This window comes from Caenimonas terrae, from assembly GCF_042655405.1.
Lineage (GTDB): Bacteria > Pseudomonadota > Gammaproteobacteria > Burkholderiales > Burkholderiaceae_C > Ramlibacter > Ramlibacter terrae_A.
This window is the reverse complement of the sequence record NZ_JBHSMF010000006.1, coordinates 1,022,518-1,045,240: the sequence shown is the minus strand read 5'-3', so window position 1 is coordinate 1,045,240 and position 22,723 is coordinate 1,022,518. Positions and strand designations below refer to the sequence as shown.

24 protein-coding genes and 1 tRNA gene are annotated in these 22,723 nt (G+C 69.2%); 8 read left to right on the top strand and 17 right to left on the bottom strand.

The window, feature by feature from the left end; genetic code table 11:
- Positions 1–8 precede the first annotated feature (8 nt).
- The 5 genes from ACFPOE_RS11890 to ACFPOE_RS11870 form a co-directional block, all read right to left on the bottom strand.
- On the bottom strand, positions 9–500 hold the full coding sequence (locus ACFPOE_RS11890; protein WP_376850295.1) for a hypothetical protein: 492 nt from the start codon (positions 498–500) through the stop codon (positions 9–11).
- Positions 501–513: 13 nt separating this feature from the next.
- The gene (gene ku / locus ACFPOE_RS11885; protein ID WP_376850294.1) at positions 514–1,464 is read right to left on the bottom strand and encodes a non-homologous end joining protein Ku; all 951 of its coding nucleotides are present in this window, start codon (positions 1,462–1,464) and stop codon (positions 514–516) included.
- Between the two features lie 97 nt (positions 1,465–1,561).
- On the bottom strand, positions 1,562–1,867 hold the full coding sequence (locus ACFPOE_RS11880; protein ID WP_376850293.1) for a hypothetical protein: 306 nt from the start codon (positions 1,865–1,867) through the stop codon (positions 1,562–1,564).
- A gap of 98 nt (positions 1,868–1,965) precedes the next feature.
- Entirely contained in the window at positions 1,966–3,315 is a 1,350-nt protein-coding gene (locus ACFPOE_RS11875) for a sigma-54-dependent transcriptional regulator (RefSeq protein ID WP_376850292.1), read from the bottom strand.
- Positions 3,316–3,422: 107 nt separating this feature from the next.
- On the bottom strand, positions 3,423–4,511 hold the full coding sequence (locus tag ACFPOE_RS11870) for an ATP-binding response regulator (protein ID WP_376850291.1): 1,089 nt from the start codon (positions 4,509–4,511) through the stop codon (positions 3,423–3,425).
- 99 nt (positions 4,512–4,610) lie between these two features.
- Here ACFPOE_RS11870 and ACFPOE_RS11865 point away from each other — a divergent pair, with 99 nt between their 5' ends.
- A complete protein-coding gene (locus ACFPOE_RS11865) occupies positions 4,611–6,014 on the top strand; it encodes a sensor histidine kinase (protein WP_376850290.1) in 1,404 nt (467 codons plus the stop codon).
- On the opposite strand, the gene ACFPOE_RS11860 is transcribed toward ACFPOE_RS11865, so the two are convergent.
- The 6 genes from ACFPOE_RS11860 to ACFPOE_RS11835 form a co-directional block, all read right to left on the bottom strand.
- On the bottom strand, positions 5,993–6,586 hold the full coding sequence (locus ACFPOE_RS11860) for a response regulator transcription factor (protein WP_376850289.1): 594 nt from the start codon (positions 6,584–6,586) through the stop codon (positions 5,993–5,995). The genes ACFPOE_RS11865 and ACFPOE_RS11860 overlap by 22 nt on opposite strands.
- Before the next feature lie 75 nt (positions 6,587–6,661).
- Positions 6,662–7,963, bottom strand: coding sequence for a tryptophan--tRNA ligase (locus tag ACFPOE_RS11855; protein ID WP_376850288.1), 1,302 nt, complete (start codon positions 7,961–7,963; stop codon positions 6,662–6,664).
- A gap of 7 nt (positions 7,964–7,970) precedes the next feature.
- Positions 7,971–8,639, bottom strand: a complete 669-nt coding sequence (locus tag ACFPOE_RS11850) for a site-2 protease family protein (protein ID WP_376850287.1) — start codon at positions 8,637–8,639, stop codon at positions 7,971–7,973.
- A 25-nt stretch (positions 8,640–8,664) separates the two neighbouring features.
- Positions 8,665–9,300: an L-threonylcarbamoyladenylate synthase gene (locus tag ACFPOE_RS11845; RefSeq protein ID WP_376850286.1), complete on the bottom strand. Its 636-nt coding sequence runs from the start codon at positions 9,298–9,300 to the stop codon at positions 8,665–8,667.
- Positions 9,301–9,312: 12 nt separating this feature from the next.
- Positions 9,313–10,209 (bottom strand): DMT family transporter, encoded by an 897-nt coding sequence (locus ACFPOE_RS11840; protein WP_376850285.1) that lies wholly within the window; start codon positions 10,207–10,209, stop codon positions 9,313–9,315.
- Positions 10,206–11,057 (bottom strand): 3',5'-nucleoside bisphosphate phosphatase, encoded by an 852-nt coding sequence (locus ACFPOE_RS11835; protein WP_376850284.1) that lies wholly within the window; start codon positions 11,055–11,057, stop codon positions 10,206–10,208. The genes ACFPOE_RS11840 and ACFPOE_RS11835 overlap by 4 nt, the downstream gene beginning before the upstream one ends.
- A gap of 73 nt (positions 11,058–11,130) precedes the next feature.
- Between ACFPOE_RS11835 and ACFPOE_RS11830 the strand changes: the two genes are divergently transcribed.
- The 3 genes from ACFPOE_RS11830 to ACFPOE_RS11820 all read left to right on the top strand — a co-directional run bounded on the left by ACFPOE_RS11830 (position 11,131) and on the right by ACFPOE_RS11820 (position 14,318).
- The gene (locus ACFPOE_RS11830) at positions 11,131–11,802 is read left to right on the top strand and encodes a glutathione S-transferase (protein WP_376850283.1); all 672 of its coding nucleotides are present in this window, start codon (positions 11,131–11,133) and stop codon (positions 11,800–11,802) included.
- A 111-nt stretch (positions 11,803–11,913) separates the two neighbouring features.
- A complete protein-coding gene (gene ypfJ / locus ACFPOE_RS11825) occupies positions 11,914–12,792 on the top strand; it encodes a KPN_02809 family neutral zinc metallopeptidase (RefSeq protein ID WP_376850282.1) in 879 nt (292 codons plus the stop codon).
- 80 nt (positions 12,793–12,872) lie between these two features.
- Complete coding sequence (locus ACFPOE_RS11820) at positions 12,873–14,318, top strand: DEAD/DEAH box helicase (RefSeq protein ID WP_376850281.1); 1,446 nt, start codon at positions 12,873–12,875, stop codon at positions 14,316–14,318.
- Positions 14,319–14,340: 22 nt separating this feature from the next.
- Here the strand turns inward: ACFPOE_RS11820 and ACFPOE_RS11815 are convergent, their stop codons facing one another.
- Complete coding sequence (locus ACFPOE_RS11815; RefSeq protein WP_376850280.1) at positions 14,341–15,174, bottom strand: symmetrical bis(5'-nucleosyl)-tetraphosphatase; 834 nt, start codon at positions 15,172–15,174, stop codon at positions 14,341–14,343.
- A gap of 69 nt (positions 15,175–15,243) precedes the next feature.
- On the opposite strand from ACFPOE_RS11815, the gene ACFPOE_RS11810 reads away from it, so the two are divergent.
- Both ACFPOE_RS11810 and ACFPOE_RS11805 read left to right on the top strand, forming a co-directional pair.
- Entirely contained in the window at positions 15,244–16,563 is a 1,320-nt protein-coding gene (locus tag ACFPOE_RS11810; protein WP_376850279.1) for a hemolysin family protein, read from the top strand.
- Positions 16,564–16,582: 19 nt separating this feature from the next.
- Positions 16,583–17,335 carry a SapC family protein gene (locus ACFPOE_RS11805; protein WP_376850278.1) on the top strand — a complete coding sequence of 251 codons (753 nt, stop codon included), beginning with the start codon at positions 16,583–16,585 and terminating at the stop codon, positions 17,333–17,335.
- Between the two features lie 6 nt (positions 17,336–17,341).
- Here the strand turns inward: ACFPOE_RS11805 and ACFPOE_RS11800 are convergent, their stop codons facing one another.
- The 3 genes from ACFPOE_RS11800 to ACFPOE_RS11790 form a co-directional block, all read right to left on the bottom strand.
- Entirely contained in the window at positions 17,342–17,683 is a 342-nt protein-coding gene (locus ACFPOE_RS11800; protein ID WP_376850277.1) for a hypothetical protein, read from the bottom strand.
- A 97-nt stretch (positions 17,684–17,780) separates the two neighbouring features.
- A complete protein-coding gene (crcB, locus tag ACFPOE_RS11795) occupies positions 17,781–18,161 on the bottom strand; it encodes a fluoride efflux transporter CrcB (RefSeq protein WP_376850276.1) in 381 nt (126 codons plus the stop codon).
- On the bottom strand, positions 18,158–20,107 hold the full coding sequence (locus ACFPOE_RS11790; RefSeq protein ID WP_376850275.1) for a tetratricopeptide repeat protein: 1,950 nt from the start codon (positions 20,105–20,107) through the stop codon (positions 18,158–18,160). The genes crcB and ACFPOE_RS11790 overlap by 4 nt, the downstream gene beginning before the upstream one ends.
- 132 nt (positions 20,108–20,239) lie before the next feature.
- Between ACFPOE_RS11790 and ACFPOE_RS11785 the strand changes: the two genes are divergently transcribed.
- Complete coding sequence (locus ACFPOE_RS11785) at positions 20,240–21,061, top strand: glycosyltransferase (protein WP_376850274.1); 822 nt, start codon at positions 20,240–20,242, stop codon at positions 21,059–21,061.
- Positions 21,062–21,068: 7 nt separating this feature from the next.
- Here ACFPOE_RS11785 and ACFPOE_RS11780 read toward each other — a convergent pair whose 3' ends face one another.
- A complete protein-coding gene (locus ACFPOE_RS11780; RefSeq protein ID WP_376850273.1) occupies positions 21,069–21,299 on the bottom strand; it encodes a hypothetical protein in 231 nt (76 codons plus the stop codon).
- A 207-nt stretch (positions 21,300–21,506) separates the two neighbouring features.
- A tRNA-Thr gene (locus ACFPOE_RS11775) sits at positions 21,507–21,582 on the bottom strand.
- Positions 21,583–21,842: 260 nt separating this feature from the next.
- Between ACFPOE_RS11775 and ACFPOE_RS11770 the strand changes: the two genes are divergently transcribed.
- Positions 21,843–22,709, top strand: a complete 867-nt coding sequence (locus tag ACFPOE_RS11770; RefSeq protein ID WP_417281641.1) for a MotA/TolQ/ExbB proton channel family protein — start codon at positions 21,843–21,845, stop codon at positions 22,707–22,709.
- Positions 22,710–22,723 lie beyond the last annotated feature (14 nt).

Here is a 22,723-nt window from a genome sequence, read left to right as displayed (position 1 = left end):
CACCGCCCTCAGGCCAGCTGGTGCTCGTCGCGCTCCGAATGCGGCACGTGCGCCAGCGCGCGCAGCTTGAGCTGCACCCCACCGAGCGCGTAGCGGTGCTGCCGCCACAGCTCCAGGAAGCGGCTGTCGTGGTCCGATTCCATCCACTTCTCGGGGTCTCTGAAGCGCAGCAGCTGCTGGTTCCACAGGAAGTCCACCAGGCGGTTGTGGACGATCAGGATTTCCACCATGTCGCCGGCCAGCTCCGGGAACCAGCCCTGCTTGATGTGGCGCGCCTCCTCCAGCGGCGTTTCCGCATCTTCTCCTTCGCCCTGGAAGAAGGTGGCGCGCCGCTGGCCGGCGACCCACTCGGAATAGCGGTCCAGCGCGTCCAGCAATTCCACCGCCTTGAGCCGCCGCACTTCGCGCAACCGCAGGCTGCGGGCGATGGTGGCGCTGACCAGGGCGATCGCCACCAGCGCGGCCACCAGCCAGAGCGAGAAATAGACGACGGTGGACATGGTCGCGGGCCGGTCAGGCGGCGCGGCGCGCGGTGGAGCGGGCCGGCGCGGCCTTCTTGGCCGCCGGGCGGGCGGCGGCGGCCTTCTTCGCCGGCGCCTTCTTCGCCGGCGCCTTCTTCGCCGGCGCCGCGGCCGCCTTGCCGACCTGCAGGCTGCGCTTGAGCAGCTCGGTCAGGTCGATGACGTCGGCGCCGCGCTGTGGTCCGGGGTCGTCCTCCACCTTCGACACCGTCTCGGTGTCGCCGGCCTTGGCCTTGGTTTCCACCAGCTTCATGATTTCCTCGCGGAACGAATCGCGGAACTCGCCGGCGCTCCACTGGCCTGCCATGTCGTCGATCAGCTGCTTGGCCATGTTCAGTTCGCTGTCCTTCAGGCCGGCCGCCTTGGCGCCCACCGGCGGCAGGCGCAGGTCTTCCCACGAGCGGATCTCGCCGCCCCAGCGCAGCAGGTTGAGCACCAGCGCCGGGCCGCAGGGAATCAGCACGGCCAGGTGCTGCTTGGTCTGGATGACGACCTTGGCGATGCCCACCTTGTCGGTCTGCTTGAGCGCCTCGCGCAGTAGCGCGTAGACCTTCTCGCCCTTGTTGATCGGCGCGACGTAGTAGGGCCGCTCCAGGTAGACGAAGGGCACGTCGTCGGCGTCGACGAAGCTTTCGATCTCGATGGTCTGGGTGGTGCGCGGGTATGCCGCCGCGATCTCCTCGGGGCTGAGCACGACGTACTGGCCGTCGCCGTATTCGATGCCCTTGACGATGTCGTCCTTGCCGATCTCCTTGCCGGTCTTCTTGTTGACGCGCTTGTAGCCCACCGGGTCCATCGAGCGCTTGTCGAGCCAGTCGAAGTTCAGGTCCGATTCGGCCGTGGCCGAATAGAGCGCAATCGGGATGTGCACCAATCCGAAGGTGATCGCGCCCTTCCAGAGCGTGCGGGTCGACGTCTTCGCCATGCCCTGCTGGCTAGCCATGAATGCTCCCTGAAATTACAAAATTGTTTCAGGGAGTTTGCGAATGTTCACGGCGGCGCACTGTCGGACGTCGGCCGGGCGCCATGTAGGCAAGACCTCACAAGCGTTGCTGGGCGCCCGCGAGCAGTCGTTCCAGCAGGCCGGGTCCGCCGGGCAGGGTGGCCGGCCGCGCCAGTCCCTCGGCGATGCCATGCCAGCGCGAATGCAACCGGGCGAAAGCGTCGCGGCTGGCCGGCGCGAAGCTGGCCTGCTGCGACAGGGTGTCGAAGTTGGCGGCGATGCGCCGCGCCAGCAGCAGGCGGTGCGCGGGCGCCCGCTGTTGCATGTAAGCAGTCATCAGCGACAGGGTGGCGGCCCACAGGGCCAGGCAGGCGCTTTCGAGCGGGCAGGGGCTGGACGTCATCGGGCGATCCTAGGGGTGCGCCGCGGCAGCGCCTGTCGGACGCGGCTGCCGGCAACAGCCCGCACTCTCCTACAGGCGCGCCGCCGACCGCTTCACGGCTAGATGCCGTATTCCTTGAGCCGGTTGTAGAGCGTCTTCAGGCTGACGCCCAGCGCCGCGGCGGTGCGCTCCTTGTGGTTGCCGAAATGTTCCAGCGTGGCCAGGATCAGTTGCCGTTCGGCCGCGGCCAGCGGCGTGCCGACGTCGATCTGCAGCTGTGAGCCGCGCTCGCGGCGCGGCAGCGGTTCGGCCAGCTGGTTGCGCGGCAGCCAGCTGTCGCCGATCTCGCTGCCCGTGGTCATCACGTAGGCCCGCTGCAGGGCGTTGCGCAGCTCGCGCACGTTGCCCGGCCAGCTGTACTCGGCCAGCCGCGCGAGCGCCTTTGGCGATGCGTGCTTGGCGCTGCCCTCGCGGGTGCCGATCTCGCGCAGGAAATGGGACACCAGCAGCGGCAGATCCTCGCGCCGCTGGCGCAGCGGCGGCAGCTCGATCGGGAACACGTTCAGCCGGTACATCAGGTCTTCGCGCAGCGCGCCGGCCGCCACTGCCTGCGCCGGGTCCCGGTTGGTGGCGGCGATCACCCGGACGTCGGTCTCGATCGGCGTGGTGGACCCCACGCGCATGCAGGTGCCCGACTCCAGCACCCGCAGCAGCTTGACCTGCACCGCCGGCGGCATCTCCGTGATCTCGTCCAGGAACAGGGTGCCGCCGCTGGCCCGCTCGAAAAAGCCCTGGTGCTGGCGTTCGGCGCCGGCAAAGCTGCCTTGCTCGTGGCCGAAGATCTCGCTTTCGATCAGGTTGGCCGAGATCGCGCCGCAATTGACCGCCAGGAACGGCCGGCCGCGCCGGCGGCTCAGGTCGTGCACCGTGCGCGCCACCAGTTCCTTGCCGGTGCCGCTTTCGCCGGTGATGAAGACGGTGACGGAGGTGCCGGCGACGCGGGCAATCTGCTCGTAGACCAGTTTCATCTGCCCGGAGCGGCCCGCCATGTGGCCGAAGCGGCCGATGCGCTGCACCTCGTCGAGCAGCCCTTCGACTTCGGCCTGCAGCACCGACGGCTTCATCACCCGCGACAGGATGGCCTGCAGCTGCCGGGCGCTGACGGGCTTGATGAGGTAGTCGGCGGCGCCGTAGCGCAGCGCCTGGATCGAGGTTTCCAGCGAGGCGTGGCCGGTCATCAGCACCACCTCGGAGTTGCCGATCAGTGCCTGGTCGTCCAGCAGCGCCATCCCGCTGCCGTCGGGCAGCCGCAGGTCGAGCAGCACGAGGTCCGGCGGCTGCAGCGCGAGCTGGCGGCGCGCGTCGCGCAGCGACTGTGCCGTGGCGGCGGTATAGCCTTCGGTGGTGACCAGCGCCGCCATCATGCGGGCCGAGTCGAGGTCGTCCTCAACGATCAGTGCGTGACCCATGTTGCTCCGGTTCCTCATGCTGCCGCCCGCTGTCGGGCTGGCTGGGATTATTGTGCTCCGGAAATCCTTCACGGTCGGGCGGTAACAAATGGTGACCTGGCTGTCGCCTAACTGACCCTGATGCTCGCCCCCAGCTGGGCCCGGTCGGCCGGATCGACCAGGCACGCATCGAAGCCGGCCGCCATCGCCGGCGCCACGCTGCCGGCCTCGCTGCACAGGGCGATCATCCGCCCGGCATAGCCGGCGGCCCGGGCATTGCGCGCCAGCTCGAGGCCCGCCTGCCCCGGCAGGCCGGGGCCGACGACCGTCACCTCGGGGCGCTGCGCCAGCAGCCTGCTCAGGCCGTGCTGGCCATCGGCGGCGGTGGTGAGCGCGTGGCCGTCCCCTTCCAGCTGCGCGCGCAGGGCCGCCAGCACGGCATCGTTGCCCGCCACGACCAGCACCTTGCGGCCCCGCCCGGGCGCCAGCGAAAGCTCCGGCGCCGCCGCGGGCGGGTCGATCGCAGGCAGGCGCAAGCTGACCGGGCCGCCCTGCGCCAGGGCCGGTTCCTCCACGCTGCCGCCATGCAGCGCGATCAGCCGCCGCAGCAGCGCCAGGCGCAGCTCGCCGGTGCGGCAGTCCCGCACTTCCACCAGCCCCATGCCGTTCTCGCGCCGCACCGACAGCAGCACCTCGGCGCCGGGCGGCGCGTGGTTCAGGGCGTTGACGGCCAGTGTGGAGACGGCCTGCTCCAGCCGCGCGGCGTCGCCGTCGGTCCACACGCTTTCCAGCCGGCAGGCCAGGCGATGGCCGCGGGCGGCGGCGGCCAGCTGCAGCGCCTGGCACACCCGCTGCACCAGGGGCGCCAGGTCCAGCGGCCGGCGTGCCAGCATCGTCTTGCCGGCCATCAGGCGGCCCGTGTCCTGCAACTCGTTGACCAGTTGCGCCAGGTTGCGGGCCTGGCGCGCGATGACCGAGCGGGCCTCGGCCGCCGTCTCGGCGTCGGCGCCGCAGCTTTCCAGCACGTCGGCGGCGGCGATGAGCGCGCCAAGGGGATTGCGCAGCTCGTGGCCCACCAGCGCGAGGAAGTCCCCCGCCTGCGCTTCGTCGGGGGCGGCCGGCGCCTGGGCCGGGGCCCGCGGTGCCGGCTTGCGGCCGGCGGTCCCGCCTAGCCACGCGCGCGCCGAGGCAAAGGACCTGGCGCCCGCGCGTTGCATGTCGGAAAGAAAGCTGGAGGGCATGTTGGGCTGGCCGGCGGCCGCCAGCCAATGTAATCCGGTTCGGCCGGCGCCGGCGGTCCCTTAGACTCGCAGCCAATGAAGCCAGACACCTCGCCCGCGATCGGGACGCAAGAAGAGGCGCGGTGGGTCGAAGACGAACTGGTCCGCAGCCTGGTGCGCACGGCCCGCAGCTGGCAATACCTGGGCCTGCTGATGGCCGTGGTGGTGGTCGGCCTGTTGTGGGACGACGCACCGCACTGGCTGCTCGCGACCTGGACCATCAGCACCGTGCTGGTCTCGGCCGCCCGCATCAGGCTGCTGCAGTGCTACGCCCGCCTGCCGGCGGCGCAGCAGGCGCAGTTCTTCGCGCAGTGGCGCTTCCTGTGGCCGCTGAGCGCCTTCGTCGGCGGGCTGGCCACCGGCCTGTTCTTCGACCGGGCGCCGCTGGCCGACCAGTTCATCTGCTGGCTGTTCATGGCCGGGATGGCGATGTTCTCGATCAACAGCCTGGCCAGCCACCTGGCAACGATGCGCGGCTATCTCAACGCGCTGGCGCTGACGGCGCTGGCCAGCATGCTGTGGCGGATCGGGGTCGAACTGCGCTTCGGCGGGCCGTTCTACCACTACTGGGTGATGGGGCTGCTGGTGGTGTTCTGGGTGGCGCTGCTGCAGGCCGGGCGGCGCCTGCACATGACGCACCGCACGAACTTCGAGCTGCAGTACCGCAACATCCAGCTGATCGACACGCTGACGGCCCAGACCCAGGCGGCCCTCGATGCAGTGGCGATCAAGAACCGGTTCCTGGCCAGCGCCGCCCACGACATCCGCCAGCCGGTGCACGCGCTGGGGCTGTATGCCGACTGGCTGCGCAGCGAGCCCGACCTGGTGGGCGAGATCGCCCCCAAGATCGTGGAATCGACCAAGGCAGTCAACGCGCTGTTCGATTCGCTGTTCGACCTGGCGCGGCTGGACTCCGGCAAGATCCGGCTGCGGCTGGAGCCGGTGGACCTGCCCAAGCTGCTGCACGACCTGGAGCTTCAATACCGGCCGCTGGCGCAGGCCAGGGGGCTGTCGCTGCGGATGCACCTGGCGCCCGGGACGGCGCTGTCGGATCCGATCCTGCTGCAGCGGATCGTCGGCAACCTGATCGCCAATGCGCTGAAGTACACCGAGCAGGGGGGCGTGCTGGTGGCCAGCCGCAGCTCGCAGGCGGCCTGCCGCATCGAGATATGGGATACCGGCGTGGGCATCGCGCCGGCCTACCAGCGCGACATCTTCCGCGAGTTCTACAAGGTGCCCAGCCACAGGGGCACCGAGGAAGGCTTCGGCCTGGGGCTGTCGATCGTGCAGCGGCTGACCCATATCCTGGGCCATCCGCTGACGCTGGCGTCGCGGCCCGGGCGCGGCTCGGTGTTCCGCCTGCTGCTGCTGCCCACCGACGCCGGCGAGGCGGCGCGGCGGGCCGCCGCCACCGTCGCTCAGCTGGTCAACATGCCGTGAGTGCGGGCGTAGTGGATGGTCTGCGTGCGGCTCTTGACGCCCAGGCGGCGGAACAGGCGCCACAGGTGGACCTTGACCGTGTGTTCGCTGATGCCCAGTTCGTCGGCGATCTCGCGATTGGACAGGCCGCGGTCCAGCATCACGATCAGCTGCTTCTGCCGTTTCGACAGCTTGCTGTCGGCCGGCGTCAGTTCCTCGAAGCCGCCGTCGGCGTTGATCAGCGCGCGGATGGCGCTGCCGATCTCCTGCGCGCCGGAGGACTTCTCGATGTAGATGTCGGCGCCCGCTTCGATGCACTGTTCCTCCGCATCGGCGGCGGGCGACGCGGACAGCACGGCCAATGGCGTGTCGGGATAAAGGCGCTTGAGCTCCTGCACCCCGGAGCTGCCGGTGGTGTCGGGCAGCTTCAGGTCCAGGCAGATCAGCTCGGGGACGCCGTGCTCTGCCACGGCGGCCTCGACGCCGGAGATGCGGTCGAGTTCGACCACCTTGGCGCCGGGGCGCAGCCGCCGCAACAGCATGACGACCGCTTCCCGCATCAGCGGGTGGTCGTCGATCACATACAAACTCATGGCGCTCGGGTTCTTTCTGCGGCGGGTGGGGCCCGAGGATAGCTTGAATGCGGCCCCTGCCCGGCGGTCAGTTTCCTACGCCGGGGCGGCCAGCAGGGTGAGCGCGGCGACGACTTCGTCCGGCTCCACCCCCTGCGCGGTCTCCCCGATTCCGGCCAGGTCCGCGCTGGACGTGGGTTGCTCGCGCAACCGTGCGATCGTCAGGCCGGCTTCCCGGGCCGAATCGAAGGCCTTGCTCTGCAGCAGCAGCCGGCCCCTGGCATCGACCAGTTTGAAATGGAACTTGCCATCCGTTTCGCGGTATTGCTTGAAAGAAGGCAGCGCCGCGCGCGCTGATTTGTCCTTGGCCTTCGAGGACTGCTGCCCGAGATTGCGCAGGCCGACCGCGTGCCGCAGTTCGGCCAGGAAGGGCGTCGCGCGCTCGCGCGCCTTCTGCGCGCCGGCCTGGAGGATGCGTTCCAGTTCGGCCGGATTGTCGATCAGCCCCTGGTAGCGCTCGCGCATCGGCGCGATCTCGCGGTCGATGCGTTCGAACAGCAGCTGCTTGGCGTCGCCCCAGCCGATGCCGTCGGCATAGGCCTGGCGCATGGCGGCCGTTTCCTCGCCGGAGGCGAAGGCCTGGTAGATCTGGAACAGCGCCGAGCCTTCGACGTCCTTGGGCTCGCCCGGCGCGCGCGAGTCGGTGACGATGCCGGCGATCTGCTTGCGGATCTGCGCCGGCGGCGCGAACAGCGCAATGATGTTGTCGTAGCTCTTGCTCATCTTGCGGCCGTCCAGCCCCGGCAGCATGGCCACCGACTCGTCGATCGCCGCTTCCGGCAGCACGAAATGCTCGCCGTACAGGTGATTGAAGCTCTGCGCCATGTCGCGCGCCATCTCGATGTGCTGGACCTGGTCGCGCCCCACCGGAATGCGGTGCGCCTTGAACATCAGGATGTCGGCGGCCATCAGCACCGGGTACATGAACAGGCCGGCCGTCACGTCCGCATCGGGATCGGCGCCGGCTGCCAGGTTCTTGTCCACCGACGCCTTGTAGGCATGGGCGCGATTGAGCACGCCCTTGCCGGTGACGCAGGTGAGCAGCCAGGTCAGCTCCGGGATCTCGGGGATGTCGGACTGGCGGTAGAAGAACACCTGCTCGGGATCGAGGCCGGCCGCGATCCAGCAGGCCGCGATCTCCATCGTCGAGCGCTGGATGCGGGACGGCTCGTCGCACTTGATCAGCGCGTGGTAGTCGGCCAGGAAGTAGAAGTTCTCGCTGCCGGCGCGGCGGCTGGCCTGCACCGCCGGCCGGATCGCGCCGACGTAGTTGCCCAGGTGCGGCGTGCCGGTGGTGGTGATGCCGGTGAGGTAGCGGATGACGGCGGGTTGGCTCATGGGCGTTCTAGCGAAACAGGGATTGCAGGGGGCTGAGCGCCAGCAGGATCGCGGCGTAGCCGACGGCCATCAGCGGCTGCAGCCAGTAGGTGCCGACGACGCCGGCGACCACCAGGGCCAGCACGATGAAGAAGCCGTACGGTTCGATCCGGCTGACCGCCAGCGCGGCGCGCAGCGGCAGCAGGCCCACCAGCACCCGGCCGCCATCGAGCGGCGGCAGCGGGAACAGGTTGAAGGCCCACATCACCAGGTTGACCTGCACCCCGGCCTTGCACATTTCCAGGAAGAAGCGCTCCTGCACGCCCGAGGCCAGGAGCAGCGTCCAGCCGATGCCCCACAGCAGCGCCTGGGCGAAATTGGACGCCGGGCCGGCCAGCGCCACCCACACCATGTCGCGCCGGGGATGGCGCAGCGCGCCGAAGTCCACCGGCACCGGCTTGGCATAACCGAACAGGAAGGCGCCCGAGGTCGCGAAGTACAGCAGCAGCGGCATCACGATCGTCCCCATGGGGTCGATGTGGTTGAACGGGTTGAGCGTCACCCGTCCCGCCGCATGGGCGGTGTTGTCGCCGAGGGCGCGGGCGACGTAGCCGTGCGCCGCCTCGTGCACCGTGATGGCGAACAGCACCGGCAGCGCGTAGATCAGGACCGTTTGAACGAGGTGGGGGATATCCATCGGGGCCGATTGTCTCAGAGCGACTTCACAGGCCCAGCGGCGCGAGGTCGCCGCGGCCCCGGCGCACCACCACCGGGTCGCCGCCGGTTCCCATCGGCGTGAGGTCGATCACCGTGGTGGGCTCGGACGGGCAGGCGCCGGCATCGATCACGCCGGCGATCAGCTTCTCGAAGCGGTTGCGGATCTCCTGGGCGTCGTTCAGCGCCTCGCTTTCGTCCGGCGGGATCAGCGTGGTCGCCAGCAGCGGCGTCGGATGGAGCGCCAGCAGTTCCTGCAGCACCCGATGCTGCGGCACCCGCAGCCCGATGGTCTTGCGCTGCGGGTGGCTGACGCGGCGCGGCACCTCGCGGGTCGCCTCCAGGATGAAGGTGTAGGGGCCGGGCGTGGCGGATTTCAGCAGCCGGTACTGCTTGTTGTCGACCCGCGCGTAATTGGCCACTTCGCTCAGGTCGCGGCACAACAGCGTCAGATGGTGCTTGTCGTCGACGCCGCGGATCTGGCGCAGCCGGTCGGCGGCTTCCTTGTCGTCCAGATGGCAGGCCAGCGCGTAGCTGGAATCGGTGGGCACCGCCAGGATGCCGCCGCGCTCGAGCAGCGCCGTCGCCTGCTTCAGGAGCCGGGGCTGCGGATTGTCCGGGTGGACTTCGAAATATTGGGCCATGTTGTGGGAGGTTCAGGCCGGGGCGGGTTCCAGCGCCGGCGGGCGTTCCCGCACCGTCAGCCAGGCGCCGGCGGCGCCGCAGACGGCGATCGCCACCATGCCGGCCATCGACAGGCCATCGGGGACATGGCGGAACACCAGCCAGCCGCACAGCATCGCGAACGCGATCTGGGTGTAGAGATAGGGCGTGAGCGTGGCGGCCGGCGCCCGCTGGTAGGCCAGGATCAGCAGGAAGTGGCCGATGGTCGCCATCACGCCCATCAGCCCCAGCGCCAGCCACAGCCAGGGCTGCTCCACCCGGGTCCAGACGAAGGGCAGCGCCAGGCTGGCCACCAGCGTCCCGACCCAGCCGGTGTAAAGGTGCATCGTCACCGGGTCCTCGGTGCGGGCCAGCTTGCTGGTGAGCACCTGGAACCAGGCGTTGGTGCCGACCAGGCCCAGCGGCAGCAGGCTGGCCCAGTTGAAGGTCTGGCCGCCGGGCCGGATGATCACCATGGTGCCGGCGAAGCCGCCCGCCACCAGCAGCCAGCGTGGGGTTGACACCTTCTCCTTGAGCACCGTGGCGGCCAGCACTGTGATGGCCAGCGGCGAGATCATCACGATCGCGGTGAACTCGCCGACCGGCATGTACTTGAGGCTGGCGAAGGCGAACAGGCTGCTGGCCAGCAGCAGCAGCCCACGCAGGCACTGGAATGGCAGGTGCCGGGTGCGCAGGGCGTGCCGGCCGCGCAGCGGCAGCACCACCAGCGTGGTGGCGACGGCCTGGAAGGCATAGCGGAACCACAGCGCCATCAGCAGCGGCACGGCGGCGCTGATGTACTTGGTGGTGGTGTCCAGCACCGAGAAGCAGGCGCAGGCCACGACGACCAGGGCGATGCCGGCCAGCGCGTGCGGCGCGGGCCGGTTCACTGGATGCGGTCGGCCAGCAACTCCCACACCGGCGTCAGCGCGCCCGGCAGGTAGGGCAGCCGGCCCAGGTCGGTGTGGCTTTCGCCGGGGCTGTGGAAGTCGCTGCCGCGCGAGGCCGCCAGGCCGAATTCGCGGGCCGTCTCGCCGTACTTGACGTACTCGGCGGCGGTATGGCTGCCGGTGATCACTTCCACGCCGCGGCCCCCGTGGGCCTTGAACTCGCTGAACAGCGCGTATTCCTCGTTGGCGGAGAACTTGTAGCGGGCCGGGTGCGCGATTACCGCGACCCCGCCGGCGGCGCTGATCCACTGCACCGCGTCGCGCAGCGAGGCCCAGCGGTGCGGCACGAAGCCGGGCTTGCCTTCGGTGAGGAAGCGGCGGAACACCTCGTTGGTGTCCTTGCAGGCGCCGCATTCGACCAGGTAGCGGGCGAAGTGGGTGCGCGAGATCAGTTCCGGATTGCCGACGTAGCGCAGCGCGCCCTCATAGGCGTTCACGATGCCGACCTTGGCCAGTTCGTCCGACATCTCCATGGCGCGGGCGCCGCGGCCGCCGCGGGTGGCCACCAGCCCCTGCAGCATCCTGGGGTCCTCGGCATCGAAGCCCAGGCCGACGATATGCACCGTCTGGCTGGCGAAGGTGACCGAGATCTCGGTGCCGGTGAGGTACTTCATGCCGTTGGCGTGGGCGGCGGCGCGGGCGCGCTGCTGGCCGCCGGTCTCGTCGTGGTCCGTCAGGGCCCACAGCTCGACGCCGTTGGCGGCTGCCCTGGCGGCCAGTTCTTCCGGGGTCAGAGTCCCATCGGAGACAACGGAATGGCAGTGCAGGTCGGCGTTGAGAATGGACACGTGCCGATTTTAGGCCGGATGCCCGTGCCGCGCCGGCATGGACTTGCATTCCCGCAGGCCGTAGCATTCCTGCATGCTCGTCGTGCACCACCTGAACAACTCGCGCTCCCAGCGCGTGTTGTGGCTGCTGGAGGAACTGGGGCTCGAGTACGAGGTGCGCCGCTACGAGCGCGATCCCGCCACGATGCTGGCGCCGCCGCAGCTGCGGGCGGTCCATCCGCTGGGCAAGTCGCCGGTCGTGGTGGACGGCGACAACACGCTGGCGGAATCGGGCGCCATCCTTGAATACCTGGTGGAGGCGCACGGCCAGGGCCGGATGATCCCGCCGCCGGGCACCCCCGAGCGCCTGCGCTACCGCTACTGGATGCACTACGCCGAAGGCTCCGCCATGCCGCCGCTGCTGCTCAAGCTGGTGTTCGACCGTGTCGGCAAGGCCAGCATGCCGTTCTTCGCCAAGCCGATCGCGCGCGCCATCGCGGCCAAGGCGCGCTCGGGCTTCATCCAGCCGCAGATCGACCTGCACCTGGACTTCATGGAGGACGAACTGGGCCGCACGCTCTGGTTCGCGGGCGATCATTTCACCGCTGCCGACGTCCAGATGAGTTTTCCGCTGGAGGCGGCGCAGGCGCGCGGCGGCCTCGATGTGCTGCGGCCCAGGCTGATGGAATACCTCGCGCGCATCCACGCGCGCCCGGCCTACCAGCGCGCGCTGGCCCGCGGCGGCCCCTACGACATCGCCAGCTAGCCGCCGCCCGAGGGCGCGAACCCGGCGCGCAGCACGGCGGGGTCGCGGTCCACTCCTACAGGGGATGCGGATACCATCGTCCAACTGTACCGTGGGTACCAAGGAGCATTCATGCGCATGGACGGCGAACGAGAATCGGACAACGTCGAGGACCGCCGGGGCGAAGGCGGTGGCGGCGGGGGCTTCAGCATCGGCGGCGGCAGCCTGGGCATCGGTGCGGTCGTCATCGCGCTGGTCGGCGGCGCCATCTTCGGCATCAATCCGCTGACCATCCTGGGCATGCTCAGCGGCGGCGGTGGCTCCGCGCCCCAGACCCAGCAGGCGCCGGCGCCGTTGCCGCCGGCCGGTGACAAGGAGGCGACCTTCGTGCGAAAGGTGCTGGGCGACACCGAGGACACCTGGGCGCAGTTGTTCAAGCAGGGTGGCGCCACCTACGTCAACCCCAAGCTGGTGCTGTTCCGCGGCGCGATCCGCACCGGCTGCGGCCAGGGCCAGGCGGCGATGGGGCCGTTCTACTGCCCGGCCGACCAGAAGGTCTATATCGACCTTGATTTCTACGACACGCTGAAGAACCAGCTCGGCGCGCCGGGCGACTTCGCCCAGGCCTACGTGATCGCCCATGAGGTCGGCCACCACGTGCAGAACCTGCTGGGCATCGCCGACAAGGTGGACCAGATGCGCAGCCGCGCCAGTCCGGCGCAGGCCAACGCCCTGAGCGTGAAGGTGGAACTGCAGGCCGACTGCTTCGCCGGCGTCTGGGCCAACCATGCCAACGAAGCGCGCCAGATCCTGGAGCAGGGCGACGCCGAGCAAGCCATGAACGCGGCCGCCAAGATCGGCGACGACGCGCTGCAGAAGTCGCGCGGCGGCGCCGTGGTGCCGGAAAGCTTCACCCACGGCACCAGCGCCCAGCGCCAGCACTGGTTCAGCACCGGCCTGAAGACCGGCAGCGTCAAGGCCTGCGACACCTTCGGCGCCGGCAATCTGTAACAGCCCGCAAGGGGCCGGCCCGCGCCATTTGCGGGCTGTCCGGCAAGGGGAGGCAGTCAATGAGACAATAGAAGGCTCAGATGACTGCATCCTTTTCCAACCTCTCGCTGGCCGAGCCCCTTTCGCGCGCCGTCGCCGAAATGGGCTACGAGTCCATGACCCCCATCCAGGCCCAGGCCATTCCGGTCGTCCTGACCGGCAAGGACGTGATGGGGGCGGCCCAGACCGGCACCGGCAAGACCGCGGCGTTCTCGCTGCCCCTGCTGCAGCGCCTCCTCAAACACGAGAACGCCTCGACCTCGCCGGCGCGCCATCCCGTGCGGGCGCTGGTCCTGCTGCCCACGCGCGAACTCGCCGACCAGGTGGCACAGCAGGTCAAGCTGTACGCCAAGTACACCAACCTGCGCAGCGCGGTGGTGTTCGGCGGCATGGACATGAAGCCGCAGACGCTGGAGCTCAAGCGCGGCGTCGAGGTGCTGGTCGCCACGCCGGGTCGCCTGCTCGATCACATCGAGGCCAAGAACGCGGTCCTGAACCAGGTGGAATACGTGGTGCTGGACGAGGCCGACCGGATGCTGGACATCGGTTTCCTGCCGGACCTGCAGCGCATCCTGTCGTACCTGCCCAAGCAGCGGACCACGCTCCTGTTCTCTGCCACCTTCTCGCCTGAAATCAAGCGGCTGGCCAGCAGCTACCTGAACGACCCGGTGACGATCGAGGTGGCGCGCCCGAACGAGACGGCGTCCACCGTCGAACAGCATTTCTACAGCGTCAACGACGACGACAAGCGCCGCGCGCTGCGCCAGATCGTGCGCCAGCGCGGCCTGAACCAGGCCTTCGTGTTCGTCAACAGCAAGCTGGGCGCCGCCCGGCTGGCGCGCTCGCTGGAGCGCGAGGGCATGAAGACCACGGCGCTGCACGGCGACAAGAGCCAGGACGAGCGGCTCAAGGCGCTGGAAGCGTTCAAGAAGGGCGAAGTCGACCTGCTGGTGGCGACCGACGTCGCGGCGCGCGGCCTGGACATCAAGGACGTGCCGGCGGTGTTCAACTTCGACGTGCCCTTCAACGCCGAAGACTACGTGCACCGGGTCGGCCGCACCGGCCGCGCCGGCGCCTCGGGCCTGGCCGTCACCTTCGTCTCCAACAGCGACGGCCGGCTGGTCGCCGACCTGGAAAAGCTGCTGAAGAAGAAGATCGAGCTCGAGGCCATCGAGTACGAGGAAGACAAGCCGCGCGGCCGCATCAACGACGGCCGCCGCGCCTGGCGCGAAGCCGGCGAGCTGGGCGACCCGCGCGACGTGCTCGATGCGCCGCCGCCGGAGCGCGAACGGCCTGCGCGTCCGCAGCGCGAGTTCCGCTCGCCCGCGGTGTCGCGCGATCCCTTCTTCGACCAGCCCTACCAGCCGCCGGCGGCCGATGCTGCGCCGGCGTGGGAAAGCAGCACCCGCGCCGCCACGTCGAAGATCTCCGCCAACATCAAGCCCAAGCGCAAGGTGGCGGCGCTGTTCAAGCCGGAACAGGCCTGACCGTTTCGCAGCGGCGCCGGCTCTACTCGCCGGGCCGCTGGGCCTGCTCGCACTTCACCTGGATCAGCTCCTGGTCCACGCCCGCTTCGGCCAGCCGCAGCGCCGACAGGCAGCCGCCCCACACGCAGCCGGTGTCCAGCGAGAGCAGGTCGGGCCGCTGCAGGTAACCCAGCGTCGACCAGTGGCCGAAGGCGATCGGCACGCCCGCGGTCCTGCGCCCCGGCACCTCGAACCAGGGCAGGTAGCCCGGCGGCGCGTCCCCGGGGCCGCCCGAGGCTTTCAGGTCCATCCGGCCGTCCGGCGTGCAGAAGCGCAGCCGGGTCAGGGCATTGACGATCACCCGCATGCGGTCCGCGCCCTGCAGCGAATCGTCCCAGCGCGCCGGCTCGTTGCCGTACATCGCCGACAGGAAGTCCACCAATCCCGGGCCGCGCAACACCGCCTCCAGCTCGCCGGCCAGCCGCAGCACCTGCCCCTCGTCCCACTGCGGCAGCACGCCGCCATGCACCATCAGCCAGCCGCCGGCGCGGATCGCCATCCGCTGGTGGCGCAGCCAGTCGAGCATCGCCTCGCGATCGGGTGCGCGCAGCACGCCGTCCATCGTGTCGTTGCGGTGCGGCGCCCGCAGCCCGTGGGCGACCGCCAGCAGGCTCAGGTCGTGGTTGCCCAGCAGGCAGTGGGCCGAGCCCTGCAGCGCCATGACGCGGCGCAGCACGCCGGCGGAATCCGGGCCCCGGTTGACCAGGTCGCCCAGCAGGTAGAGCGTGTCGCGGCTGGGTGAGAAGCCGATCTCCTGCAGCAGGCGCGCGAGCGCCGGATCGCAGCCCTGCACGTCGCCGATGAGGAAGGTGGCCATGGCGCGATTGTGCTTGCGCCGGCGTCCGATCAAGTAAAGTCAAAGCGTGTTTGTCTCTCCCGGCCCTCCATGGACTATCTGCTGATCGCGCTGCTCACCCTGCTCAATGGCGTCTTCGCGATGTCGGAGCTGGCGCTGGCGTCCAGCCGCAAGGCCCGCCTGCTGGCGCTGGCGGAGTCCGGCAATGGCGGCGCCAGCGCGGCGCTCCGGCTGCTCGATCACCCGACCCGCTTCCTGTCCACCGTGCAGGTGGGCATCACCTCGATCGGCGTCCTCAACGGCATCGTCGGCGAGGCGGCCTTCAGCGACAAGCTGGCCCATTGGCTGCGCACCTTCGGCATCGCCGAGCGGCCTTCAGCGATCGCGGCCACGGCCCTCGTGGTGACGGCGATCACCTTCGTCACCATCATCTTCGGCGAGCTGGTGCCCAAGCGCATCGGCCAGCTCTATCCGGAGCCGGTGGCGGTGTGGGTGTCGCGGCCGATGGCCTGGCTGGCGCGGGCGGCCGGCCCGTTCGTCAAGCTGCTGTCGGCGACCACCCAGGGCACGCTGCTGCTGTTGCGGATCGACACCACCCAGACCCGCGGCATGACCGAGGAAGAGATCGAGCACAGCCTGGAGGAGGGCGTGGACGCCGGCGTCATCGAGCAGCACGAGCGCCAGATGGTGCGCAACCTGTTCGACCTGGACGAGCGGCCGCTGACCTCGATGATGGTGCCGCGCTCGGACATCGACTGGCTGGAGGCCGGCACGCCGGTGGCCGACTGCCTGCGCCAGGCCGGCCGCGACGGCTCCCATTCCTGGTATCCGGTCTGCCGCGGCTCGCTCGACGACGTGGTGGGCGTGACCAGCGTGGCGCAGCTGCTGCACCTGGGCCCGGAGCATGACGGTCCGGTCAGCGCGCACGCGCAGCCGGCGCTGTTCGTGCCGGAAACGCTCAGCGGCATGGAACTGCTGGAGCAACTGCGCCAGCGCTCGGCCCGGATGGTGTTCGTGGTCGACGAATACGGGGTGGTGCAGGGCCTGATGACCCCGCACGACCTGCTCGAGGCCATCACCGGCGAATTGCAGCCCGGCGCGCAGGCCGACGCCTGGGCGACGCGGCGCGAGGACGGCTCCTGGCTGCTCGATGGCCTGATGCCGGTGTCCGAACTGAAGGCGCGGCTGGAGATCAGGGACCTGCCCGAGGAGGCGCGCGGCCGCTACAACACGGTGGCCGGGCTGCTACTGGCCCTGTCGGGCCACCTGCCGCAGGTGGGCGAGCGCATCGAATGCGGCGACTGGCTGTTCGAGGTGGTGGACCTGGACGGCCGGCGCATCGACAAGGTGCTGGCGTCGCACCGGCCGCGCGAAAGCGCCGAACAGGCGGCGGCCATGAGCCAGGCCTGAGATCCAGGGAGCGAGATCCATGTCCGATGCGGTGTACTACGAAAAGCCGGTGACGCTCGATCGCGACAAGCACCGCAACCTCAAGGTCCGGGCCACCGCCAGCTTCGGCTTCGCCGGCAAGGCCAACTCGCTGTACCTGGCCGGGGTCGAGTTCAACGAGGCCTGCAAGGAATTCGCCATCGTGTTCACGCGCGTCGCCGGCGGCCGGACGGTGCCGGTGGCGATGCTGGGGCTGCGCAGCCACGAGAACCTGTTCGTGGATGCGGATGGCAAGTGGGACGCGGCCTATGTTCCCGCGTTCGTGCGGCGCTATCCGTTCGTGCTGGCGGAGCTGCCGGGCCGCCAGGAGATGGCGGTGTGCGTCGACGAGGCCTTCGACGGCCTCAATCAGGCCGAAGGCGAAGCGCTGTTCGACGCCGCGGGCAACGACACGCCCTTCCTGCACAACGCGCTCGATTTCCTGCGCCGCTACCAGGCCGAGTACCTGCGCACCGAGGCGTTCTGCCAGCGGCTGGAGCAGGCCGGGCTGCTGGTGGAAATGAACGCCAAGGCCGACCTGGTCGACGGCCGCAGCTTCACCATCAACGGGCTGCTGATCGTCGACGAGAAGAAGCTGCTGGCGTTGCCGGACGCGACGGTGCTGTCGCTGTTCCGCTCCGGCGACATGCACATGGTCTCGATGCACCTGGTGTCGCTGTCCAACATGCAGAAGCTGGTAGACCGGATGGCGGCCCGCAAGAGCCCGCTGCCGCCGGCGCCGCGGCCAGGCTGAGCGCGCTTACGCCGTGCTGGTATGGGACCGGTACTTGGCGGCGTCGGTCACTTCGACCGCTTCCTGCTCCACCAGGTGGCGCAGCATGCTGTCGACTTCATGCACCTGCAGGCTGGAGTTGTTCAGCAGCCAGCGCCGGTTGACCGGCCGCGTGCTCATGATCGACAGCGCCCGCGAGACATGGGTCGTCATGCTGGCCGAAGGCAGCTTGGGCCAGCGCCGCAGGCGGTAGATCAGCTGGTCGTCCTCGCCGGCCGGGTCGATGACTTCGGTGGCGCGGAACGGGTCGCACCTGCGCTTGACGATCCGGCGGGCCCAGCCCACGAGTCGTTGGAGGGGACGGGTCATCGGGAGGCGATCGAGAACAGCGGAAGCATTGCCGCAGTGTGCGGCGGGCCGCGGGTCTCGGCCTAAGCCATTGATGAGGACGAGCTAGGCCGATTTCCTAGGGCCGCAACCAGCCGACGGTGGCGATGCCCAGCGCGGTCAGCGCGAACGAGCCTGCCAGGTGCAGTGCAGCAACGGCCAGCGCCCAGCCGGGGCGGCCCTGCTGCAGCTGCGTGACCACTTCCGCCGAGAAGGTGGAGAAGGTGGTCAGGCCGCCGAGGAAGCCGGTCACCACGAACAGCCGCCATTGCGGCGACAGGTCCGGCAGCGCCGCGAACAGCGCGATCGCCACCCCGATCAGGTAGCCGCCCAGCAGGTTGGCCGCCAGCGTGCCGGGCGGCAGGAAGGGATGGGCGGGGTTGAAGCGCCCGGCCAGGAACCATCGCAGCAGCGCGCCCAAAGAAGCGCCGGCGCAGATCGATGCAACGGAATAGATCATGGGGTTCCGGACGAGGTGGAGAAGCGGCCCGCAGGAGCCGCCGCAAACGCTGCGCTTTCCGCGCCGACGCGCACCAGCACCTCGTTCCAGTTGCGCTCTTCGCCCTGCCGGAACAGCCGCGCCGTGGGATACCAGGGGCTGTCCTCGCGGCGCCACATCCAGCGCCAGTCGGGCAGCCAGGGAAGCAGCAGCCAGAGCGGCTTGCCCATGGCGCCGGCGAGGTGGGCGACGCTGGTGTCGACGCTGACGACCAGGTCCATCAGGTCCACCAGGGCCGCGGTGTCCGCGAACGTGTCGATCCGGTCTTCGACATGGAGCACGCCGAATTGCGCCAGCAGCTGCGCGTCGCCGGCGCGCAGCTCCTTTTGCAGGCTCACCAGCTGCAGGCCGGCCGGCAGGCACTCGAGCATGGCGCGCAAGGGAATGGAGCGGTTGGCGTCGTTCTTGTGGGCGGCGTTGCCGGACCAGACCAGGCCCACGCGCGTGGAGTGTTTCGGGCCCAGCCGCTGCTGCCACAGCTCCCGGCGGTTTGGTTCGCTGCGCAGATAGGGCACGTTGGCGGGCACCGTCTCGAGCTGCGTCGCAAACGCGTGCGGCAGGCTCAGGAGCGGACACTGGAAGTCGTGCTCCGGCCAGGCCGTTGCGTCCGGCGAGATGGCGCAGCCCGGGCCCATGTCATGGAACAAGGGTTCCAGCACCTGGGGCAGGCGCAGCAGGACCTTCGCCCCGCGCTGTGCGAGCAGGGGCGCATAGCGGACGAACTGGATCGTGTCGCCCAGCCCCTGTTCCGCCGTCAGCAGGACCGTCTTGCCGGCAATCTCCTCGCGCCCCGTCCACTTCGGCTTGCCCCCGGGCGCCGTCGTGGAGCGCAATCCGAGCACCGGTGCGCTCGATCGCCATTCGTGTTCCGGCCAGGCCTGGCCCAGCTCGCCGAGCAGGAAATGCGCGACTGCCTTGTTCCAGTGCAGGTTGGCGTCGTCGGGCCGCAAGGCCAGGCCGCGCTCGGCGCATGCGAGGGCGGCCCGGCACTCGCCCAGCTCCAGCAGGCAGGTCCCGAGGTTGTAATGAGCGTTGCCGTAATCGGGGCGCAGCTGCACGGCCCTTTCCAGCAGGGCGCGCGCCCGCGTCCGCTCTCCCATCTTCTGCAGCGCCACGCCGCAGTTGGACAGGACTTCCGGCACATCCGGCTGCTGCGCAAGAACGGCTTCGAAGTCTGCCACCGCCTCGCCATAGCGCTGCAGCGCGAAGCGGACGTTGCCCCGGGTATGGAGCGCAGACAGGTCCTGCGGATTGCTGCGCAGCGCCTCGTCCAGCGCCTGCAGGGCCTGCGCGCTGTCGCCGCGCCCATGCAGCGCTGCGGCGCGCAGTGCGCTCCAGCGCGGCCGCTCGGGGCTGACCCGCTCCAGCCGCGACAGCGCCGCGTCCCACGACTGCAGATCGACCAGCAGCCGCGCGAGGTCCATGCCGACTTCCTCGGCCAGGTCGCCGTCGCTGGCGATCGCGTGCTCGTAGCTCTGGGCCGCTTCGCGCGGCCGGCCCAGCTGTTCCTGCGCCTTGGCCAGGCCGACATGGGCGAAGGCGAAGCCGGGGTTCAGGCGCACGGCCGACTGGAAGCTGTCGGCCGCGCCGGCGAAGTCCGCCACGGCGGCCAGCGACACGCCGAGCAGATAGCGGGCGTCCGGGTTCTGCGGGTCCAGCGCCGCGGCCTGCCGCAGGCTGTCCGTGGCTTCGCCATGTCGCTCCAGCGCCTGCAAGGCAAAGCCGGCGTTGACGTGGGCGGATGCATTGGCGGGGTCGGCCGCGATCGCGTTGCGGTAGCAATCCAGCGCCTCCTGCACCTTGCCTTCTCCCAGCAAGGTGTTGCCCCGGCCGATCCACTGCTGGCCGGCATCGGCAGCCTGGGGCGCGGACGCCTTGCGCGTCCTCTTGAACAGTCCGGAAAACATGGGCAGCCCTTTACGCCGAATGCCAGCAGCGCGAATTTAGCAAGAAACGCAAGGCCATCGGCCAGAATGTGGGGCGCCGCCGCGACGGCGGCCGCCGCGCGTTCCTTCCCCACGACAGAACACAGATCCCCCATGCCACCAGTCCCCGTCATCATTCCCTACTTCAGGGCCCCGGAAAAACTCAGCAAGTGCGTTGCCGCACTCGAGGCCCAGGTCGGCGCGACGTGCGACGTCTTCGTCAGGGACAACTCGGACGACAACATCCTGTTCACGGCGGCGGTCAACGAGGGCATGCGCAAGTACTGCTTTCGCCCCGACGTGGACTTCGTTCTCGTCCTCAACCAGGACGCCTACCTCGACCCGGACTGCCTGCGCCGGCTGCTGGACTTCATGCAGGGGAATCCGGAATGCGGCATCGCCTGTCCGCTGCAGGTCGGGGCCGGGGAGGGCGGCGCCAGGACGGTGACATGGGGCGGCTCGCGCCAGGCATTCCCGCTCGGGGTGCACGAATGCGACGAGTTGCGCAACTACACCAGCCCGCGCGAGACCTTCTGGGCCAACGGCGCCTGCATGCTGATCCGCACCGAACTGGTCAAGGAGATCGGCGTGTTCGACCGCAACATGCGCTTCATCTGCTCGGACGCGGATTATTCCTTCACTGCGCGCAGCCGGGGCTGGAAGGTGTTCATCGTCCCGGGTGCGCTGGTGGAGCACGGTCTGGCCGCGTCGGCCACCGCCACCAACCGCGACCTGTCGATCGTGAAGGCCAGGGACATCCTGTATTTCGGCCGCAAGTGGCTGACCGGCGACCTGTACAAGGGCCTGTCCTTCGAAGGCAAGGAGCTGACCCGGATCGGCGTGCGGATGCAGGTGGAAAAGTTCCAGAAGTACCTGGACGTGCTGGAGGGGCGCGCCGGCTCGGTGCGGGACTACTTCAAACTGCGCCAGTCCTGAGCGGCGGTCACAGCCGCAGGGTGAGCCACTCGGTCAGTTCGTCGGCGTAGGCCGTCGGGCACTTCGCGTCGCGCAGCCCCCATAGGAATGCGTTGGCCAGCTTGGCGCGCTTGTACGGGTTGAGCTTGTGGGTGGCCTTGAAGTCCTGCAGCTTCCTGGCCGCCTTCTGCATGGTCTTGGCGGCCTTGGCAGCGAACTTCGCCTCCTTGGTCCGCGCATCGGCAGGCATTTCATCCATGAAGAATTTCGCCAGCGATGCGCCGAATTGCCTGACTTCCCGTGTGTCGAACCAGCTGAAGATCACCGCTTCCCCTTGTGCCTGTGCCTGAATCACTTTAGCAAGAATTCGGCGCCGCCCCGGAAATACTGCCAACGGGCGCCGTCCGGGATGGCGCTGCGCCAAGAGAAAAGCCCCTGACCATGACAGTCAGGGGCTTTTTGTAAGTGGTGCCGGAGAGATGAATCGAACACCCGACCTTCTCATTACGAATGAGCTGCTCTACCGACTGAGCTACACCGGCATATAGTTTTTCTGCAGCCCTCGATTATAGCGGGATGCGACGGGCCCTTGGCCGGCGCAGATCTTGCGAGCTCGACCTGCGGAAGCCGCCCGGGGCCCCGCCTTGGTGTAAGCCCTGATATCGAAAACGATAGACGAGCGGCGCCCGCCTGAGCCAGAACCGGTGCTTACAGAATCTATACTCGCCGGCTTGGATTTGCGGCTGGGCTGTCACAAGCAGCTTGTCGCCGCACGTCCCCACCATTGATTGAAGGATCCATCTTGCGTACCGCTTTCCCCGCTTCCCTGTCGCGAGCGTTCGCCGCCGCACTCCTTTGCTTCTCCTTCCTGGGTGCCTCCGTGGCGCACGCCCAGCCCGCCGCACCGGCGGCGTCGGCAGCGCCCGCGGCGCCGGCAGAACCCGCCGCTGCTGCGGCGCCCGCAGCACAACCGGCATCGGCAGCCGCCAAGAAGAACGGCGACAGCGTGGACAACCCGTATGGCATCGAGGCACTGTGGAAGGGCTCGGACCTGATCGCCCGCTCGGTGCTGGTGCTGCTGGCCATCATGAGCGCCGGCAGCTGGTACATCATGGTGACCAAGCTGCTGGAGCAGACCAAGATGGGGCGCCATGCCCGCACTGTGGACCAGAAGTTCTGGGGCTCCAGCACCGTCCGCGACGGCGCGTCCGGCCTGGAGAAGAACAGCGCCTACCGCTTCATCGCCGAAGCCGGCGCGCAGGCGACCACCGACCATGGCGGGCTCAAGAGCCACATCCCCATGAACGAGTGGATTCCCATGAGCATCACCAGCGCGGTGGACCGCGTGCATGCCAACACCCAGGGCGGCCTGGCCTTCCTCGCCACGGTGGGTTCGACCTCGCCGTTCGTCGGATTGTTCGGCACCGTCTGGGGCATCTACCACGCGCTCACCGCCATCGGCATCTCCGGCCAGGCCTCCATCGACAAGGTCGCGGGCCCGGTGGGCGAGGCGCTGATCATGACGGCCATCGGCCTGGCGGTCGCGATTCCGGCGGTGCTGGGCTACAACTGGCTGGCGCGCCGCAACAAGGCGGTGATGGACGAAGTGCGCGAGTTCAGCGACGAACTCAACGCCGTGATCCTGGGCTCGGCCGGCAAGGCCGCGTAAGCGGCCGCCGGTCC